Source organism: Halococcus sp. IIIV-5B (assembly GCF_003602035.1).
In the GTDB taxonomy this organism is placed as follows: Archaea; Halobacteriota; Halobacteria; order Halobacteriales; family Halococcaceae; genus Halococcus; species Halococcus salsus.
In genome coordinates this window covers 59699-77363 of record NZ_QZWE01000005.1, presented here as the reverse complement: position 1 = coordinate 77363, position 17665 = coordinate 59699, and the positions used below count along the sequence as shown (strand labels likewise).

Sequence of the window (17665 nt, the reverse complement as noted above, 5' to 3'; positions counted from 1 at the left end):
GGTCGTGCCGTGCGCTCGTCGAACCCCTCGCTGGTGGGTTTACGACAACACGTGAATATGAACGAAACACACAAGCGGTTCGGCGAAGCGACGCGCGGCGTCAGTCCGGTGATCGGCGTCGTGTTGATGGTCGCGGTCGTGGTGATACTCGCGGCCGTTATCGGGGCGTTCGTGCTCGGGCTCGGCGGCGAGCAGCAGACGACGCCACAGGCGAGTTTCAGCGTCCAGGACGGAACGCTGGTGATGAGCGGCGGCGACACGCTCGACGGCGAGAACATCGCGGTCGAGGGCGACGGCGTCGCCTCCTCCAGCGCCACCGGCGAGATAACGGCCGGCACCGAAGTCGCCGAACTGAGCGACACGGGTGCGGTGAGGGTGATCTACACCGGCGACGGCCAGTCCTCGGTCATCTGGCGAACCAGCCTCGACGGCGGTGGCGGCGAGTAACGGACCGACCACGACGGTCCAGCGCCGTCGTCACCGCGGCGCTCACCGTCCCATCCGACCGATGATCAGCGCGTTCTCGATCAGGGTCTTGTGGCCCCGGTGGAGGCGTTCGGAGAGCGCCTGGTGGGTGATGCCGATCTCGTCGGCGAGCTCGTCGAGGGTCGCCTGCTGTGGGATGTCGAAGTAGCCCGCCTCGACGGCCGCGACCAGGGTCTCGGTGAGCCCGTACTCGTCGCGGTGTTCGCCGTCGAGTTCGTGGATCCGGTTGACCGTGAGCGTGAGCGCCTCCTCGGTGCAGTAGTCGTAGGTCGCCGAGAGCGAGTCGCGGTCGGGGAAGAGGATCCGGAGCTTCCACTCGTCGTTGCGGCCGCTGGCGTTCGGCGGCGTGCTCACCGAACGTGAGCGCGAGGGGCAGGGGGTCGCGGCGGCCTCGATGGTCCACATCCTCGCCACCGGCGGCAACCTCGTCGTGAGCTACGCCCTGGTCGTGCTCGTCGAACGCGTCGGGCTCCCCGAACCCGTCCCGTTCGTGCTCGTCGGTTTCCAGACCACGTGTCTCTACAACGTCTTCCTCCTGTTCGAACACGCGGTGGTCGGGGTCTTCGAGTAACGCGTAGCAGCTACCACCTCAGCCGGCGTGTTCCTTCGCGGTGGTGTAGGCCTCGCGGACCCGGCGGAACTCGTCGCGGTCGCCGCCGTGGTCGGGGTGGGCCTCCTTCACCTTCTCCCGGTAGGCCGCCCTGACGTCCGCGAGGCTGGCCTCGACCGGGAGTCCCAGCACAGCGAAGGCGGCGGTCGTGGGGTCGTCGACCGGCCCGCCGAGCGCGGGGACGTCGAAGGGCAAGCGCGCGCCGAGGTGGGATCCGGGGAGTTCGTGTTCGACGAGCACGGCGGTGGTCGGCGTTCGTTGGAGCCGGTAGTACGTTCGGGGGTCGAACGTCACCGCGACGTCGTGGTCGGGGAAGTAGAAGTCGGCCTGTAGGCCGTCGAGCGAGTGGTTCTCGACGAACGGCTGGTCGACGGCCCCGAGGTAGGTGCGGATCTCGCGACGGCGTTTCTCCTCGCCGCTCACGTGGTGTGAGCGGTTCGGCGGGTCGGGGAACAGCCGCGCGCCGGCGACGAACACGCAGGCCACCGCGACGAACGCCGCGACGCCGAGGCCGGCGGTGACGACCCACTCGGGCTGCGAGCCGACCACCTCGTGAAACACGCGGTCGATAGCCGACGGCGGCTAATAAGCCCCCCGCCGGTCGGTCCCGGAACTGTTGGGGGCTCCGTATGGGGTCGTATCACAACGGCTTTGTGCGCTATCGGTCGTAGTGGTCTCCCAATGGTCCCTGCGGTTCCACCGGCGATGGCGTACACGCTGCTCGTCGCCACCGGGTCGATCCTCGCGCTCGTCGGCTGTGCGGCGGTGTTCCTCCCCGACCGCCGGCCGGTCGCGTTCGCCAAGGAGCTCGTGCGCACCGACTGGAAGTACCTCGGGGTCGCGTGGCTCGTGACGGCGGGCGTCAACGAGGTCGCCCACCAGTTCCACGCCCCGGGGACGTTCACCTGGGTCATCTACGAAGTCGAGGGCTCGCTGGTCGCGAACGTCCAGACCATCGCGAACCCGGCGCTCACGGCGTTCTTCATCGCGATATACCTCATCGGCCTCCCGACCATCGTACTCTTCACCTACTTCAAGGTGAAGGCCCACGACGAGCACGAGTCCAGACGCTACGCCCTCGGCTACCTCACGCTCGTCTCGCTCGCGGTGCCGTTCTTCATCTTCGTCCCGGTCGGCATCCCGTCGCTCTACGCCCCCGCCGAGGTCAGACCGCTCGCGTTCGGGGTCGACCCGGTCATCACCGCGGGAATGTTCGCCACCGACACGATGGTGAAGGCGCTCCCGAGCCTCCACACCGGACTCGCCGCGCTTGCGGTGCTCTACGCCAGGAAAGCGACCCGTCGCTACACCGTCTTCGCCACCGGACTCGCCGCGACCGTCGTGCTCTCGACGTTCTACCTCGGCATCCACTGGTTCGTCGACGCCGCGTTCGCGCTCGTACTCGTCGGCGTCGCCTACGTCATCTCCCGGCGGGTCGACCCCGAACGCGTACTTCCCGTCCCGGATTTCTTCGGCCTGCGCCCGAAGGTGTTGAGCCCCGACCGCGAGACGGAGTGATCAGCTTCGTTTCCCGATCTCCTCACGCAACAGCTCGCTCACCTCGTCGCCCTCCGCCCGACCGCCGAGCGCGCCCATGCACTCGCCCATCAGCCCCGAGAACGCACCCATCCCCTGTTCTCGCACCTGTTCTTCGTTCCGTTCGACGACTTCGACGACGGCCTGGCGGACCTCGTCGTCACCGGCGCTTCCGAGCCCCTCCTCCTCCGCGGCCTCGGCGGCCGAGCGCTCAGGGTTCTCGGCGAGCACGACGAGGAGGTCGTCGATCGCCTCCGTCGTGACCTCGCCCTCCTGGTAGAGGTCGAAGAGGTCGAGGAAGCGCTCGTCGCTCACGTCATCGACGGGGACCCCGTCGCGCCGGAGTTCGGTCGCGGTGCTCTCCACCGTGCCCGCCGCGAGCGTCGGGTCGACACCGCGCTCGACGGTCGCCTCGAACAGCGGCATCCGCCGGCCGTAGGCGACCTGACGCGCGAGGCCGGGGTCGAGGTCGAGTTCCGACTGATAGCGCTCGACCTTCTCGGTGAGGAGTTCCGGAACCTCGATCCCCTCGAAGTCGAGTTCGACGGGTGGGACGTCGGTCTCGGGGTACATCCGGGCCGCGCCGGGGAGCGGTCGGAGGTAGCGCGAGGTGCCGTCGGGTGTGACGTCGCGTGTCTCCTCGGGGACGCCCGAGAGCGCGGTTCGCGCCCGGTCGGCTACGGCGTCGATGGCCGCGGTCGCGCTGCGGGGGTCGGCGGCCACCATCGCCACGGCGTCCTCCTCGCCCGCGTCGACCGCGTCTTCGAGCGCTGTGACCTCCTCGCTCGTCACGCCGTAGGCCGGGAGCTCGTCGGTGTGGAAGATCCCGCCGACGCCATGGTGTTTGGCGTGGTCGGCGAACTCGGTGCCGAGCCGGCGGTCGTCCTGGAGCTCGCGACCGACGAGCCCGTCGAAACCGTCGAGGCGGACCGCCATCGCGCGACCGCCGCCCGAGAGCGCGCCGCCGACCACGCCGCTGTCGGTGTCGGCGAAGACCTCGGTGACGTCGACGGGGTCGCTCACGCCAGCGTTTCGACTTTCGAGTTCGTCGCGGACCGCGACGAGTTCGACCTGGCGGCGGACCTCGTTCTCAACGATGTCGTCGATGTCGTCGAGGCGCTGGACGCCCTTGAGCTCGACCCGCGCGCCGTCGGCGATCGAGACGTTGACGTCCTGGCGGATGGTGCCGAGACCGCGTTTGACCTTCCCCGTCGAGCGCAGGAGCATCCCGATCCGCTGGGCGGCCTCCTTTGCCTGCTCGGGCGAGCGGATGTCGGGCCCCGTGCCGATCTCGACGAGCGGAATGCCCAACCTATCGAGCGCGTAGCGCACTCCTGAATCGGTCTCCTCGACGCGCGCGGCGCTCTCCTCTTCGAGTTCCATGTCGACGATCGAGACCGGCCCGTCGTCGGTGCTGATCTCCCCGTCACCCGCGACGAGCGCCGAGCGCTGAAATCCCGACGTGTTCGAGCCGTCGACGACGATCTTCCGCATCACGTGGGCCTGGTCGACGGGGTCCATGTCGAGCAGGGCGGCGATCTCGAGGACCACTTCGACCGCTTCCTCGTCGATCCGGCTTGGTGGTTCGTCGTCGGCCTCCACGAGGCAGGTCGAATCGAAGCCCAGATACTCGAACTCGCGTTCGGCGGCGGCCTCTTCGAGCGCCGCGACGTCGACCTCGCCGAGTTCGCTGCTGGTCGGGTGGAGGAAACGTTCGAAGGTGTGGGTGGATTCCTCCGGCTCGCGCCGGTCGGTCGGACAGCCACAGAACAGCTTCGAGTCGGTGTCGAGCTGCTGGTGGATCTCGAGGCCGGCGACGAGACCCAGCTCGTCGTAGTCGAACGGCGACGTGCTCATTGTGGGCCCTGCGGCGCGGACGACCAAAAACCGTCGCGGTTCGCGTCCGCCATCCGGTAGGTTTGTTCGTCGGAACGACGTACCCAGCTTCGATCAATGGAGCGGACCGAAACCACGGCGACACCCGACGAGTCGACCGTTGACGACCTTCGCCCGGAAGTCGAGGCACACCGCGACCCGGGCTACGACGTGGACCCGCTGTTCGTCAACCGGTGGTCGCCGCGCGCGATGACCGGCGAACCGGTCGCGGAGGCCGACCTCATGGCCCTCTTCGAAGCCGCGCGGTGGGCCCCCTCCTCGTACAACAACCAGCACTGGCGGTTCGTCTACGCCGCCCGCGACGACGAGGTCTGGGACGACTTCCTGGCGCTCGTGAACGACCACAATCGGGAGTGGGCGGCCGACGCGGGCGCGCTCGTGGTGATCCTCTCGAAGACCACCTTCGACCACAACGGCGCACCGGTCGCGAGTCACTCCTTCGACGCCGGTGCCGCCTGGGAGAACTTCGCGCTCGAAGGCTCGCGCCGCGGGCTCGCGGTCCACGCGATGGGCGGGTTCGACCACGAGGCCGCCGCCGACCGCTTCGACCTCGACGAGGAGTACGACGTGGAAGTGATGGTCGCCGTCGGTATCCACGACGATTCGGACGACACGGACGAACACCCGAACAACCGGAAACCGCTGGACGAAGTCGTCTTCGAGGGCGAGTTCACACCGGACGAGGACTGAACCGCGAAAACGAATCGAGAACGATCGGAGCGGTTGGCGCGCGCTCGCGACCGGTCCGAACGACAGTGAGGGCCGGTCGCGGACACTGTGCGAGGGATGAGCACCGGAGTGAGCGGTGCGAGGTTCGACTGAAAGGAGAACCTCGATTGCGAACGGGGAACGAAGTGACCCGTGAGCGACGCGAACGAGGAGCGCAGTCGGTTGGGGAGGCTCGTGGCTGATGCGGGGCGTGGCGGTGCGGGGTGGTTCTCGTTTGAATCGGGTATTGCCGCAGCACTCGTATCGTGGCTGACCCAGACAACTGTTCGAAGGCACAAAGCAAACGAAGCAGGTCAGCTCCTCCTTAGAGATCGAGCACCGTACGCGCCGCGGTCCGCCCGCTCGTTATCGCGCCGTGGATCGACGACCAGTTGGTGTAGTCACCCGCGAGGAAGACGGGGCCATCGGGCGCGTCGGCCGCTGGAAGCCCCCGATAGAACCCCGGCGGCTGGGCGAACTGCGCGAACTCGATCCTATCGGTGGCGACCGGCGAGAGGTCGAAGCGACGGTCGGGGTACCACGACGCGAGCGCCCGACGGACGCGGTTCGCGAGGGTGTCGTCACTCTCGTCGGGTGTCCCGAGGAACGTCGCGCTGAGGAGGTCCCGGCCCGAGGGCGCGTACTCGGGGGCCACGTTCGAGAGCGGCGCGACGTGGTTCGGTTCGTCGCCGGCGGCGTTGAGCAGGAGCTTTCCGCCAGTGGGGAGCCGCTGGTCCGAGGGATACGAGAGGTACTGGGTCACACAGCCGCGCGCGTCGGTGGGAATCGACTCGACACCGGTGAGGTCGCGAGCCGCTGGCGGGTCGGTGGCGACCACGACCGCGTCGGCCTCGCGGGTTTCGGTCCCGATCTCGACCCGCGCGCCGTCGTCGGTGGCCTCGACCGCGTCGACGGTCGTTCCGAGGGAGAGCCGTGCGCCGGCGGCCCGCGCGGCGTCGGCGAGCTGGGTCGTGACCGCGCCCATCCCGTTCGCGGGTACCGCGATGTCGCCCGCCGCGAGCATCCGGAAGGTGTACTCGAACACCGCCGCCGAGGTCGAGAGGTCGCGGTCGAGCGTGATGCCGCCGTAGAAGGGCGCGAAGAACGACTCGACGAACCGCTCCGAGAAGCCGCGCTCGTCGAGGTAGTCGACGACTGACTGGTCGGGACCGGCGAACGCCTCGCTCTCCCGGCGGTCGGCGAGCGCACGCCAGAGCCGGACGACGCGGAGTTTGTCGCCGAGGGTCGCGTCGGGAGCCGCGACGGTCGCGGGGAGCGACCGCGGGTCGCGTCGAGGATCCGCGAGGGGGCGCGTGGAGCCGGGACGCGCGAGCGTCGCGCCGGGGGTGAACGCCCGGAGGTCGAGGGATGCGAGGTCGAGTTCGCGTCGCACCCCGGGATAGGCGGTGAACAACACCTGGAACCCGCGGTCGAGAGTGTAGCCGTCCACGGTGCGGCTTCGGACCCGTCCACCCGCGGTGTCGTGGCGCTCGATGAGTTCGACGTCCAGCCCGCCGGCCGCGAGATGGCGCGCCGCCACCAGCCCCGCGAGCCCGCCGCCGACCACGATGACGTTCATGGACGGATTCGTGGTGGGAGGGGCAAAACCGCTGGCATACTCGAAGCCGATCGTATCACAGCCCCGCTCGTCCGTTTGGACTGTTGGTTTGATTTGCAGTGAACTCATTCCCCCTTTCATCCGACTGAATTGCTGGTTCGTCTATGGCGAATCCCGACGCAACTGAGAGACCGCCACCGCTCCGCCCCGCGACGGCCACACGCCTCCCCAGCCGATTCGTTCGCTCTCTTCGGTCGCTCACTCATCCCTCGCACAGTGTCCGCGGTTGCGCGCTCACTTCGTTCGCACACGACCGCGAGCGCGCGCCAACCGCATCGAACCGCAACCGTACCGCAACCACACCACAACCGTACCGAACTGCAACCGCGGCGCGACCGCTGGCGGTCGGTGGAGATTCTTGGGGGGCCCTCGCCGCCGGGACGGGAAGCGATTAGTCGCTCGCGCGGGAAGGTCGGCCATGGAAACCACGGCGGCGTTCACCGGGCTCGTCTGCACCGACTGCGGACAGGACCTCGACGCGGGGACGGCGACCCACGGCTGCCCCGACTGCGGCGGGATCTTGAACCCGACCTACGACCTCGACGCGGTCGATCTCTCGCGCGCGGACCTGGAATCCCGGCCGTTCGACGGTATGTGGCGCTACGAGGACCTCCTGCCGTTCCCCCGGGATGCGGCGGTCACGATGGACGAGGGCACCACCCCGCTGGTCGAGTGTCCCGAACTCGCCGACGAGCTCGGCGTCGGGCGCGTCGTCGTGAAGGACGAGGGGCGAAATCCCACGGGGAGCTTCAAGGACCGCGGTCACGCGCTCGCGGTCTCGGCGGCGGTCCAGCACGGCGCGACCGACGTCGCGCTCGCCTCCGCCGGTAACGCGGGTCAGTCGGCCGCGGCCTACGCCGCCCGTGCGGGGCTCGACTCGCACGTCTTCGTCCCCTCGCGCGCGAGCTTCGTCAACAAGGCGATGATCAACGTTCACGGTGGGGACATGAACGTGGTCGAGGGACGGTTCACCGACGCCGCCGCGGCCTGCACCGACGCGATGGCGGACGAGGACTGGTACTCGACGAGTTCGTTCAGCACACCGTATCGCCACGAGGGCAAGAAGACGATGCTCTACGAGATCGTCGAACAGCTCGACTGGGAGGTCCCCGACAGCATCGTCTACCCGACCGGCGGCGGGGTCGGGCTCGTCGGGATGCACAAAGGGGCCAAAGAGTTCCACGAGTTGGGACTCATCGACGAGCTGCCCGGGATGTACGCCGCCCAGTCGAGCGGCTGTGCCCCCATCGTCGAGGCGTGGGCGGACGGGTCGGACCGGCACGAGACGTGGGACGTCCCGGACACGATCTGCGGCGGGATCGAGATCCCCGACCCCGGCGCGAGCCCGCTGATCCTCGATGCCCTCCGCGAGTCCGATGGCGGCGCGGTCGCCACGCCGGACGACGAGATCCTCGACAGCGCGATCACGGTGGCCCAGCACACGGGCTTGGAGATGGGCGCGACGTGTGCGGCGGCGGCGAGCGGCGCGTGGAAGCTCGCCGAGGAAGGCGAGTTCGGTGAGGACGACACGGTGGTCCTGATGAATACGGCGACCGGCAACAAGGAGGACGACATCCTCCGGAGCCACCTGATGGGCAAAGGGCTGTAAACATCTCTTTGGTCACTGTTTTCGATCGCCGATAGCTTTAGTTCCGCTCTCCGTGGTCGAGATATATCATACGATATGATTATAAATTGAGCACAAATGCTGACTATTCGTTTTCTCTGTACCCGGAGGCGATCCACAGCAATCCAACTCCGGTAGCCAACACGGCGAGCGGGACTGCGATAGCCGAATTGAGAACCATTGCGGCTATTCCGAAGGCGATTCCGGCCTGCGTGATCCCGATTCCGAGAAGCATCGTCTTGACATCCTCGAGATGCTGGTCGGTACTCGTCACGGCCGAGAGAATACTGAATCCGTATTGTAAATTCGCATTATGAAATCAACGGTAGCTGTCGAGTTTTTGTTGTAATCCCTTTCTCGTCCGTATCAGCCGTCGCGGGATGGCGAGGAGCGGCAGAGACGGTCAGCGCTTCCGAGTTACGCGCCGAGGAGTTCGTCGTAGCGCGCGCCGGTCTGTTTCAGGGTCGCCGTCGAGCGGAGGCGTTCGTGGTCGTAGGGGAGGTACTCCCGTTCGAGCAGGTCGATCTGTTCGGCCACGGCCTCGGGGTCGCGACCGTGGATCATCGTGAAGAGGTTGTAGGGCCAGTCGAGCTCCGGGCGGCGTGGCCGGTGGTAGCAGAGCGTCACCGCGGGGAGCGCGCCGACCTCCGTTCCCCTGGCATCGAGTTCGTCGTCGGGCACGTCCCAGACGACCATGCAGTTGGCGTCGAAGCCCGTCGCGACGTGGTTCACCACGCAGCCAACCCGCTTGAGACAGCCCGTTTCGAGGAGTCGTTCGATCGCCGCGAGCACGTCCCCGACCGGCGCATCGATCTCGGTCGCGATGTCGCGGTAGGGCGTCGTCGTCAGCGGGAACCCCTCCTGAATCGCGAGCAGGAGCTTCGCGTCGAGCGCCGAGAGGTCGCCCGCCGCGGACTCGCTCATCCGGGTCGCCTCGACCGCATCCTGTCCGACGGCCGACTCGCGGGCGAAGCGGTCGGCGTTCACGACGGGGAACTCCAGATCGATGTAGAAGTCCGTGAGCATCGGGAGCGAGAGCACGGGACAGTCGGTTCGCTCCTCGATCTCCGCGAGGATCGCGTCGCGGGTCTCGCGCGTGCCCGCGGTGACGACGAACCAGAGATTCCAGTCGTGGTCGCGGCGATAGTTGTGGTTGACCTGGCGGTACTCGTTGACGACCGCCGCCACCTCGTCGAATCGTTCGGTGGGGGCTTGGACCGCGGCGAGCGCCGACGACCCGATCACGGGGGGGTTCAACACCGCGCCGAACCGTCGGAAGATGCCCGCCTCGCGCAGGCGCGTGACGCGGGCGAGCGCCTCGTCCTCGCTCACGCCCAGCTCCGCGCCCACCGCCCGAAACGGCCGCTCGCGAACCGGGAAGTCGCTCTGGTATTCGTCGATCAGTCGGACGTCGACGGGGTCGAGGTCGGCCCGCCAGTCGTCCGCCAGCGAACTCATTGCGCCGTCTACGGTCCGGGGAAACTACGGTCTGTCGGTTCCGGGCGCTTATCCGCCGCGCGCACCCCCTGTCGACATGAACACGGATCCGGAACGGGTGGCGCTCGTCACCGGCGCGACCAGTGGTATCGGGCGGGCGGTGGCGCGTCGGCTCGGGAGCATGGGCTGGCACGTCGCACTGGTGGGCCGCGGCGCTGAACGTGGCCGACGCACCGTCGAGGAGGTCGAGGAGGCGGGTGGCGAGGGCGCGTTCTTCCGGGCGGACCTCGCCGAAACGGCGACCGTGGCGGCGCTGGCCGATGCCGTGCGCGAGCGCTACGACCGGCTCGACGTGCTGGTGAACAACGCGGCGTGCTCGCCGGGCAAGCGCCGCCTCACCGACGACGGCTACGAGTTCTCGCTCGCGGTCAACCATCTCGCGCCGTACCGCCTGACCCACGACCTGCTTCCCCTGCTCGCCGCGAGCGCGCCCGCGCGGGTGGTCACGACCGCCTCGACCGTCCACCGCCGTGGGGAGTTCGACTTCGACGACCTTCGACTGGATTCGGGCTACGACGCGCTCGGGGCCTACGCCCGCTCGAAGCTCGCGAACGTGGTCTTCACGACCGAACTCGCCGCACGGCTCGACGACGACGTGACCGCGAGCGCCGTCCACCCCGGGTTCGTTCCCGGGAGCGGCCTCTATCGCGACGCCTCGCTCCCCGTTCGAGCGGCCACCCGCCTCGCGGCCCGCCTTCCCGGGGTCGGTACCTCGGTCGAGGACGGGGCGGATGGACTGGTCTACGCCGCCGTCGCGCCCGCGGCCGCGACCCGTTCGGGAGCCTACTACGAGGGCGTTCGACCTACTGACCCGGACCCGCGCGCCCACGACGAACGGCTCCGCGAGCGGCTCTGGACCGAGAGCGCCACGATGGTCGGTGTCGACCCCGACTGGCCCTGAGTCGAGCGTGCTGCTGCCGTTCCGTCCGGGGCGCGGTTCGGTGCGGTTGCTGTGACGGTGCGGTTGCGGTGGTGCAGATGCTGTGGCGCGCACTCGCGGTCGTGCGCGAACGGACGTGAGCGCGCGACCGCGGACACTGTGCGAGGGATGAGCACCGGAGTGAGCGAGCGCAGCGATGCGAACGAGGAGCGCAGTCGGCTGGGGAGGCGTGTGGCCGATGCGGGGCGGAGCGGTGGCGGTCTCTCAGTTGCGCCGGGATTCGCCATAGACGAATCAGTCACCGATGCAACCAAATTCCAGTGAAGCGCCGACCGCCCGGATCGGTAGTTGTTGTTCGCGGTTCGAAACCCGTCTGATCCCTTACTCTTCGCGCCCGGGGATCCCGCGTTCGGTCATCGCGTGGGCGTCGAGCACCTCGTCGGCCTCGTCCTCGTCGAGGTAGCCCTCGCCGACGACGACCTCGCGGATGGTCTTGTCCTCGGCGAGCGCCTGTTTCGCCACCTTGCTCGCGGCATCGTAGCCGATGTGGGCGTTGAGGGCCGTGGCGAGCGCCATGCTCTGTTCGACCTGGGTTTCACACCGCTCGCGGTTGGCGTCGAGTTTGTCGACGAACTTCTCCGCGAACGTCTCGCTGGCGTTGGCGAGCAGCGAGATGGATTCGAGGGTGTTGTAGGCGATGACGGGTTTGTAGAGGTTCAAGTCGATCTGGCCGCCGGCCGCGCCGGTCGAGACCGTGGCGTCGTTGCCGACGACCTGGGCGTGGACCTGGTTCACCGACTCGGCGACGACGGGGTTGATCTTGCCGGGCATGATCGACGACCCCGGTTGGTTCTCGGGCTGGTCGATCTCGCCGAGACCGTTGCGAGGCCCCGAGGCGAGCAGCCGGAGGTCGTTCGCGATCTTGTTCAGCGAACCCGAGACCGTCCTGAGCGCGCCGTGGGCCTCGGCCATCGCGTCGTGGGCGGCCTGGGCCTCGAAGTGGTCGACGGCCTCCTCGAAGGGGAGCCCCGTTTCGTTCGAGATGTACTCGGCCGCGAGCTCGGGGAAGTCGGGGTGGGTGTTGAGGCCCGTGCCGACGGCGGTCCCGCCGAGCGCGAGTTCCGAGAGGTTCCGCGTGGTGCGGCTCACCCGCGAGATGCCCTTGTCGATCTGGCTGCGGTAGCCGCCGAATTCCTGGCCCAGTCGCACGGGAGTGGCGTCCTGGAGGTGGGTTCGACCCGTCTTCACGACCGTGTCGAACTCCGCCTCGCGCTCGCCGAGCGAGGCCCGGAGGGTTTCGAGCGCCGGAACCAGATCCCGTTCGATGGCTTCGAGCGTGGCGATGTGCATCGCCGTGGGGATCACGTCGTTCGAGGACTGGCCGAAGTTGACGTCGTCGTTGGGGTGGACAGCCTGAGATCCGACCTCGTCGCCGACGATCTCGCTCGCGCGGTTCGCGATGACCTCGTTGGCGTTCATGTTGGTCGAGGTGCCCGAGCCGGTCTGGAAGACGTCGACCGGGAACTGGCCGTCGTGCTCGCCCGCGATGACCTCGTCGGCGGCGTCGGCGATCGCCTCGGCAGTCTCCGCCTCGACCAGCCCGAGCTCGCCGTTGGCCTGCGCGGCGGCCTTCTTCACGACGCCGAGCGCGCTGATGAACCGTCGGCTGAAGGTGAACCCGGAGATCGGGAAGTTCTCGACCGCGCGCTGGGTCTGTGCGCCCCAGTAGGCGTCGGCCGGGACCGCCATCTCGCCGAGGCTGTCCGATTCGGTGCGGTAGTCCTCGTTGCTCATATCTCGCCGCTGTCGGGCGGGATGGTTAAACCCACTGGAACCGGCGACCGGGACTCGTCCTACTCGTCGTACTCCTCGGGCGTGTAGGTCTGGATCTCGAGCGCGTGGATGTCGGTGGTCATGTGCTCGCCGAGCGCGTCGTAGACCATCTGATGCTGGGCGACGAGCGTCTCGCCCTCGAAGGCGGGCGAGACAACCGTCGCCGCGAGGTGGTCGTCCTCGACCGCACGCGCGCCCCGAACGGTCGCCTCCGCGTCCTCGATACCCTCCTCGATGAGTCGCTCGACTTCGGACGTGTCCATAGGGATCGGGAGCGCGCCGGGCCTAAAACCCTCACGTCCAGCGGTCGAGGCCCGACTGGACGACTGACTCCTCGATCCGCTCGAAACCCCGGTCGACCTCGCCCTCGGGGATCTCCCACTCGTCGGTGACGTAGGACCGGGCCGCCGAGAGGTCCGGCGAGATGTCGCCGTCGAACGCGACGTCGGTGACGTCGGGGTTCAAGAAGAGTTCGCGAACGAGGTCGGCGTTCTCGACGTACTCGTCTTCGGCCTCGAGCGCGGCCCAGAGGTCGCCGTGTTCGCGGATCAGTTCGACGGCGGTCTTCGGCCCGACCCCCGAGACGCCCTCGTTGAAGTCGGTCCCACAGAGGATGCCGACGTCCACGAGGCCCTCCCACGTGAGGTCGTGCTCGGCGAGCGTGGCCTCGAAATCCATACACTCGGGATCGCCGCTGGAGGTGAGCTTCCGGAGGGTTCGTGGCGACCCGAACAGCAGCGTATCGTAGTCCTCGCTACCGGCGTAGTCCACGGTATTGGAGCGGGCCATGTGGGCGGCCTGGGCCTCGCCCTCGGCGGGGGCTTCGATCACTGGCACGTCGAGCAACGAGAGGAGTTCGCGGGTGGTCTCGTGGATCGTATCCGTGAGGCGCTGGGTGCGGGATTCGAGCCGGGCGGCCTCGATGGCGTTTCCGGCCTCGCGGGCCTCCGCCGCGCGTTCCTCGACCTGCTCGCGCTCCGCACGCCGCTGTTCGATCTCGTCGGTCTTGAGCTCCGTCACGCCGCCGTCGAAGACGAACACCGGGGTGATGTCGTGTTCGAAGAACTTCGGGAGGCCCTGAACGACTCCCATCAGGTTCGCGACCTCCTCGCCCGCAGCGGTCGTGTAGACCGAATCGCTGGTCCACTTGACGGTGGTCGTGAGGTAGCGATAGAGCCAGTTGTGGGCGTCGATGGCCACCGTCGCGCCGGCGAGTTCCGAGAACCCGACCGGCTCGATGGCGGCGAGCTGGCGGAGGTCTGCGTTTCCCATTACGCCCGATAGGACGAGACCGCGCTTGAATCCCCCGTCACGCGCTCAACCGGGCCGCCATCCGTTCGCCCGTATCGAGCCCGCTCCGAAGTGCGAGGTGGACCCGTCCCTCGCCGTCCACCCAGTCGCCCGCGAAGAAGAGGTCGTGGTCCGCTGCTCGGTCGAGGACGTCCTCGTCCACGCCGTCGTCCGGTTGGGCGAGCCGCCAGCCCTGCGAATCCACCCAGTCGGGCTCCGCGAGCCGGTCGTCGTCGAGCAGGTCGGCGGTGGCGTCGGCCGCCGCGTCCGCGATCTGTTCGGTGGACTCGGCGTAGCGCTCGGTCGACCACCCGGGTGCCATCTGGACGATCAGCAACGACTCGCCGTCCGGGACGTGCCCCGGTTTGCACTCCTCGCGCGAGAGCCAGCCGATGTCGTGCTCGCCCTCAGTGTTCACCAGCGCGTAGTACGGCGGATCGACCTCGAAGGGGTAGTGCAACACCGCTGTGAGGGTGGTTCGATACGGAACCCGTTCGATGGCGTCGGCGAGCTCCGTCCGGAGGCTCGCGTCCCACTCGGCCTCGCGAAGGAGCGTCGCGGTCTGCGGGGCGGGCGGGGTGAGGAGCACGGTGTCGAAGGTCCCCAGATCCTCGTCGTCGGTGTCGACGAGCCGCCAACGTCCGTCCTCGCGCACGATGGTCTCGACTCTGGTGCGGAGCTCGACGGTTGCGCTCGTTTCGTCGAACAGTCGGGCCGCGAGTCGGTCGATCCCTTCCCGGTAGGTCCACTTTCGCGTGTCCGAGTCCCGGCCCTCGCTGATGGTTCCCTCGCCGTCGAACGTCCAGACCGGTTCGTCGATCTCGACGAGCCCATCGGTGTCCAGCACCTCGGTGACGATCTCCGTCACGGCCGGGTCCTCGTCCTTGAAGTAGTTCGCGCCGTAGTCGTAGTGACAGTCCGCCTCGTGGCGCGTCGCGGCCCGCCCACACACACCGGTGCTCTTCTCGAAGACCGTGACGGTCGCCGCCTCGTCGAGTGCGTACGCCGCCGCCGCACCCGCCGCGCCCGCGCCCACTATCGCGACCTCGGTCATGGATCCCTCCGACCGTCGGTGCCCGTCGATGGGACGGCTCGAAATCCCGTCTCGCGGCCCCGGGAACGTTGCATACGCCCGCATCGGCCACGAGCCACATCACGGTTGGGGAGTCGGCTATCGACGGTCGGTGCAACCGCATGGCCGCTAACGGTGTGTTTTTGCGACCCCCCATCGCAGACGACCCATGGACGTGCTCCTGACGAACGACGACGGCATCGAGAGCACGGGGATCCGGGTGCTCGCCGACGCGCTCGCGGACATCGCCGACGTCACCGTGGTCGCGCCCGCGGAGGACCAGAGCGCCGTCGGCCGAACCCTCTCCCAGCAGGTCACCGTCACGGAACACGACCTCGGGTACGCCGTCGAGGGCACCCCCGCCGACTGCGTGGTCTGCGGGCTCGGCACCCTCTGTCCGGACGTCGACCTCGTGGTCTCGGGCTGCAATCAGGGCGCGAACCTCGGCGAGTACGTCCTCGGGCGGTCGGGGACGATCAGCGCCGCCGTCGAGGCGACCTTCTTCGAGACGCCCGCGATCGCGGTCTCGCTCTACATCCCCGGACAGGACCTCGACTTCCACGAGTACGCCGCCCGCGAGAGCGAGTATGCGGAGGCCGTCCGCGCCACGACCCACCTCGTCGACGGCGCGCTCGATTCCGGCGTCTTCGAGGAGGCCGACTATCTCAACGTCAACGCGCCGATCCCCGAGCGATGCGACGACAGCCCGCCGTCGATGGCCGTGACCCACCCCTCCGACGTCTACGAAATGGGGGCCGAACACGAGGACGACGCGATCGTCTTCCGGGACCGGATCTGGGGCCTGATGGCCGACGGCGACATCCCGGATCCCGAGGGTAGCGACCGTCGAGCGATCGTGGAGGGCCGGGTCAGCGTCTCGCCGCTGACCGCGCCGCACACCACCCACCGTCACGACGCGCTCGACTCACTCGCCGGGACCTACGGCGACGCCCGCGAGTAGAAGGAGGTCTCGAAACGACGGCGGGCGGCTCGCCCTTCGTGCCGATCCGACGTCACTCGCGCGCCGGCGTGTACGCCTCGTTGTGCGCCACGCAGTCGTGGAGGTCGTCCTCGCCGAAGCGCTTGAGGTGACCGCCGACGACGTAGAGCGTCCCGTCGATCACGCCCGAGACCGCCCCACCGCGGAGGTGGGTCGGCTCCGGGAGGTCGGTCTCGAACGTGTCGCTCGCGGGGTCGTAGCGGTGGGCGATGGGTTTGTAGCGGTCGATGGTCGACTCGCCCTGCCAGAACATCCCGTGGGTGAGGTACGCCCGACCGTCGATCACGGGGTTCGAGTGGGTCGCGTAGGTGCCCGCCATCGGCGTCGGGGTCGCGGACTCCCACTCGCCCGCCGCGATGTCGTAGCGGAAGTTCGAGTCCGTAGGACCCGTGGTGCCGCGGAGACCGCCGATGGCGTGGAGGTATTGGTTCCCATCGACCTCGAACAGCGCGACCGTCGGCCAGCGTTTGGCCTCGGGCATCCGGGCGAGGTCGGGGTCGGCCACCCGCTCGACTTCGGGGTCGAACGTCCAGAGACGGCGCTCGTCGTAGGTGCCGGGGACCCCCTCGCCGTCGAGACCGTGGTCGGAGGCGGTGTCGGCGTCGTGGTCGCCGGTGCCGCCGCCCACGCAGTAGATGAGCCCATCCTGGGGGTTGTAGAGCCCGCCCATCACCCAGTTCGGGTACGGACACCGCACGCCCGCCGACTCGGTGAGGTCCGTCCAGCCCTCATCCGGTCGATAGCGGAAGATAGCGTCGCTCGGCGAACCCGAGCTGTAGGGGCTGTTGTCGGGTGCGCCACCGAAGCTGTAGACCGCGTCGTCGGTCGCCACGCCGCAGAGCCCCCAGAGCGCCTGCGGGAGGTCCGGCAGTCGTTCCCACGCTCCCTCCGAGCCCGCCGCGGGGTCGTAGACGAACGCGTGCGCGGTCGCGTCGAGTTCGACCGCGGTCTCGATCCCCCCGAAGAAGTGGAGTTTGCCGTCGAGCACGCCACCACCCGCATCGCTGCCCACGACCGGCAAGGGGGCTCGCTCGCGCCACTCGCCGGACGAACCGTCAGGGGGTTCCGGGGTCGACGTCGCGGTCTCGGTGGCGGTCGCAGTTTCGGTAGTCGTCGCAGTCTCGGCAGTCGTCGCGGTTTCGGTCCCCGTTGCACTTTCGGTGGCCGTCGCGGTCGGGGTCCCGGTGGTCGTCGACGAAGTTTCGGTCCGCGTCGCGGACGACGTGGACGACGCGGTTCGCGGAGCGGTCGCCGTCCGGTCGGTGGTCGCTGGTCCTCCTCTCGTCGCCGACCCGGTGGTGGACGACGGTCGCCCGTCGGTCGTGGCGGCTCGTCGGCCGGCCGTCGCCGCCGGCGACCCGGAGATGATGGTCTGTTCCTGGACGGCCGTCGTCCCATTCGTGGCGGTTCGCTCGGACTGTGTCCCCGTCGGTTCCGAGCGAGTCGTGTTCGTTCCGTTCCCGGAGCCGTCGTCGTTCGTCCCGAACTGACAGCCGGCGGCTGCGGCGAGACTCCCGACGGTGAGGGCTCGGAGGGCGGTTCGGCGGGACCACTGCGGGGGTTGGTCGTCGTTCATGGCGAGTCGTCGGGGTTGTCGAGAGGGGTTCGGGGG

18 protein-coding genes are annotated in these 17665 nt (G+C 68.6%); 7 read left to right on the top strand and 11 right to left on the bottom strand.

What is annotated here, in order from left to right; all coding sequences use genetic code 11:
• Positions 1-57 precede the first annotated feature (57 nt).
• Positions 58-447 (top strand): type IV pilin, encoded by a 390-nt coding sequence (locus tag D3261_RS05525; RefSeq protein WP_120070003.1) that lies wholly within the window; start codon positions 58-60, stop codon positions 445-447.
• Positions 448-489: 42 nt separating this feature from the next.
• Here D3261_RS05525 and D3261_RS05520 read toward each other — a convergent pair whose 3' ends face one another.
• Positions 490-840: a helix-turn-helix domain-containing protein gene (locus D3261_RS05520; RefSeq protein ID WP_233553897.1), complete on the bottom strand. Its 351-nt coding sequence runs from the start codon at positions 838-840 to the stop codon at positions 490-492.
• Between D3261_RS05520 and D3261_RS05515 the strand changes: the two genes are divergently transcribed.
• Positions 833-1057: a hypothetical protein gene (locus D3261_RS05515; RefSeq protein WP_233553896.1), complete on the top strand. Its 225-nt coding sequence runs from the start codon at positions 833-835 to the stop codon at positions 1055-1057. The two genes, D3261_RS05520 and D3261_RS05515, sit on opposite strands and share 8 nt — an antisense overlap.
• An 18-nt stretch (positions 1058-1075) precedes the next feature.
• On the opposite strand, the gene D3261_RS05510 is transcribed toward D3261_RS05515, so the two are convergent.
• Entirely contained in the window at positions 1076-1657 is a 582-nt protein-coding gene (locus D3261_RS05510; RefSeq protein WP_120070000.1) for a J domain-containing protein, read from the bottom strand.
• 120 nt (positions 1658-1777) lie between these two features.
• Between D3261_RS05510 and D3261_RS05505 the strand changes: the two genes are divergently transcribed.
• Positions 1778-2614, top strand: a complete 837-nt coding sequence (locus D3261_RS05505; protein ID WP_120069997.1) for a phosphatase PAP2 family protein — start codon at positions 1778-1780, stop codon at positions 2612-2614.
• Here D3261_RS05505 and gatE read toward each other — a convergent pair whose 3' ends face one another.
• The gene (gatE, locus tag D3261_RS05500; RefSeq protein ID WP_120069995.1) at positions 2615-4489 is read right to left on the bottom strand and encodes a Glu-tRNA(Gln) amidotransferase subunit GatE; all 1875 of its coding nucleotides are present in this window, start codon (positions 4487-4489) and stop codon (positions 2615-2617) included.
• Positions 4490-4585: 96 nt separating this feature from the next.
• Between gatE and D3261_RS05495 the strand changes: the two genes are divergently transcribed.
• The gene (locus tag D3261_RS05495; protein WP_120069992.1) at positions 4586-5218 is read left to right on the top strand and encodes a nitroreductase family protein; all 633 of its coding nucleotides are present in this window, start codon (positions 4586-4588) and stop codon (positions 5216-5218) included.
• Between the two features lie 343 nt (positions 5219-5561).
• Here D3261_RS05495 and D3261_RS05490 read toward each other — a convergent pair whose 3' ends face one another.
• Positions 5562-6815 carry an NAD(P)/FAD-dependent oxidoreductase gene (locus D3261_RS05490; RefSeq protein ID WP_199693929.1) on the bottom strand — a complete coding sequence of 418 codons (1254 nt, stop codon included), beginning with the start codon at positions 6813-6815 and terminating at the stop codon, positions 5562-5564.
• A gap of 457 nt (positions 6816-7272) precedes the next feature.
• On the opposite strand from D3261_RS05490, the gene D3261_RS05485 reads away from it, so the two are divergent.
• Positions 7273-8463: a threonine synthase gene (locus tag D3261_RS05485; RefSeq protein WP_120069987.1), complete on the top strand. Its 1191-nt coding sequence runs from the start codon at positions 7273-7275 to the stop codon at positions 8461-8463.
• Between the two features lie 103 nt (positions 8464-8566).
• On the opposite strand, the gene D3261_RS05480 is transcribed toward D3261_RS05485, so the two are convergent.
• Both D3261_RS05480 and D3261_RS05475 read right to left on the bottom strand, forming a co-directional pair.
• Positions 8567-8755, bottom strand: a complete 189-nt coding sequence (locus D3261_RS05480; RefSeq protein WP_120069984.1) for a hypothetical protein — start codon at positions 8753-8755, stop codon at positions 8567-8569.
• 143 nt (positions 8756-8898) lie between these two features.
• A complete protein-coding gene (locus D3261_RS05475; RefSeq protein ID WP_120069981.1) occupies positions 8899-9939 on the bottom strand; it encodes an AsnC family transcriptional regulator in 1041 nt (346 codons plus the stop codon).
• A 76-nt stretch (positions 9940-10015) separates the two neighbouring features.
• Between D3261_RS05475 and D3261_RS05470 the strand changes: the two genes are divergently transcribed.
• Positions 10016-10879, top strand: coding sequence for an SDR family NAD(P)-dependent oxidoreductase (locus D3261_RS05470; protein WP_120069979.1), 864 nt, complete (start codon positions 10016-10018; stop codon positions 10877-10879).
• A gap of 360 nt (positions 10880-11239) precedes the next feature.
• Here the strand turns inward: D3261_RS05470 and D3261_RS05465 are convergent, their stop codons facing one another.
• The 4 genes from D3261_RS05465 to D3261_RS05450 are packed head-to-tail and all read right to left on the bottom strand — an operon-like array spanning position 11240 to position 15035.
• Positions 11240-12652: an aspartate ammonia-lyase gene (locus D3261_RS05465; protein WP_120069976.1), complete on the bottom strand. Its 1413-nt coding sequence runs from the start codon at positions 12650-12652 to the stop codon at positions 11240-11242.
• 59 nt (positions 12653-12711) lie between these two features.
• Positions 12712-12954, bottom strand: coding sequence for a BolA family protein (locus D3261_RS05460; RefSeq protein ID WP_120069972.1), 243 nt, complete (start codon positions 12952-12954; stop codon positions 12712-12714).
• Between the two features lie 31 nt (positions 12955-12985).
• Positions 12986-13963: a flap endonuclease-1 gene (gene fen, locus D3261_RS05455; RefSeq protein WP_120069969.1), complete on the bottom strand. Its 978-nt coding sequence runs from the start codon at positions 13961-13963 to the stop codon at positions 12986-12988.
• Positions 13964-14000: 37 nt separating this feature from the next.
• Positions 14001-15035 carry an NAD(P)/FAD-dependent oxidoreductase gene (locus tag D3261_RS05450; RefSeq protein ID WP_120069966.1) on the bottom strand — a complete coding sequence of 345 codons (1035 nt, stop codon included), beginning with the start codon at positions 15033-15035 and terminating at the stop codon, positions 14001-14003.
• A gap of 187 nt (positions 15036-15222) precedes the next feature.
• Between D3261_RS05450 and surE the strand changes: the two genes are divergently transcribed.
• Positions 15223-16014 (top strand): 5'/3'-nucleotidase SurE, encoded by a 792-nt coding sequence (gene surE / locus D3261_RS05445; RefSeq protein WP_120069963.1) that lies wholly within the window; start codon positions 15223-15225, stop codon positions 16012-16014.
• 52 nt (positions 16015-16066) lie between these two features.
• Here surE and D3261_RS05440 read toward each other — a convergent pair whose 3' ends face one another.
• Positions 16067-17629, bottom strand: coding sequence for a galactose oxidase (locus D3261_RS05440; RefSeq protein ID WP_120069961.1), 1563 nt, complete (start codon positions 17627-17629; stop codon positions 16067-16069).
• Positions 17630-17665 lie beyond the last annotated feature (36 nt).

What these genes read in the sequence shown, in the direction of transcription:
- D3261_RS05525 (WP_120070003.1), top strand. Translation starts at nt 58, where the DNA reads ATGAACGAAACACACAAGCGGTTCGGCGAAGCGACGCGCGGCGTCAGT.
- D3261_RS05505 (WP_120069997.1), top strand. Translation starts at nt 1,778, where the DNA reads ATGGTCCCTGCGGTTCCACCGGCGATGGCGTACACGCTGCTCGTCGCC.
- gatE (WP_120069995.1), bottom strand. Translation starts at nt 4,489, where the DNA reads ATGAGCACGTCGCCGTTCGACTACGACGAGCTGGGTCTCGTCGCCGGC.
- D3261_RS05495 (WP_120069992.1), top strand. Translation starts at nt 4,586, where the DNA reads ATGGAGCGGACCGAAACCACGGCGACACCCGACGAGTCGACCGTTGAC.
- D3261_RS05490 (WP_199693929.1), bottom strand. Translation starts at nt 6,815, where the DNA reads ATGAACGTCATCGTGGTCGGCGGCGGGCTCGCGGGGCTGGTGGCGGCG.
- D3261_RS05485 (WP_120069987.1), top strand. Translation starts at nt 7,273, where the DNA reads ATGGAAACCACGGCGGCGTTCACCGGGCTCGTCTGCACCGACTGCGGA.
- D3261_RS05475 (WP_120069981.1), bottom strand. Translation starts at nt 9,939, where the DNA reads ATGAGTTCGCTGGCGGACGACTGGCGGGCCGACCTCGACCCCGTCGAC.
- D3261_RS05470 (WP_120069979.1), top strand. Translation starts at nt 10,016, where the DNA reads ATGAACACGGATCCGGAACGGGTGGCGCTCGTCACCGGCGCGACCAGT.
- D3261_RS05465 (WP_120069976.1), bottom strand. Translation starts at nt 12,652, where the DNA reads ATGAGCAACGAGGACTACCGCACCGAATCGGACAGCCTCGGCGAGATG.
- D3261_RS05460 (WP_120069972.1), bottom strand. Translation starts at nt 12,954, where the DNA reads ATGGACACGTCCGAAGTCGAGCGACTCATCGAGGAGGGTATCGAGGAC.
- fen (WP_120069969.1), bottom strand. Translation starts at nt 13,963, where the DNA reads ATGGGAAACGCAGACCTCCGCCAGCTCGCCGCCATCGAGCCGGTCGGG.
- D3261_RS05450 (WP_120069966.1), bottom strand. Translation starts at nt 15,035, where the DNA reads ATGACCGAGGTCGCGATAGTGGGCGCGGGCGCGGCGGGTGCGGCGGCG.
- surE (WP_120069963.1), top strand. Translation starts at nt 15,223, where the DNA reads ATGGACGTGCTCCTGACGAACGACGACGGCATCGAGAGCACGGGGATC.
- D3261_RS05440 (WP_120069961.1), bottom strand. Translation starts at nt 17,629, where the DNA reads ATGAACGACGACCAACCCCCGCAGTGGTCCCGCCGAACCGCCCTCCGA.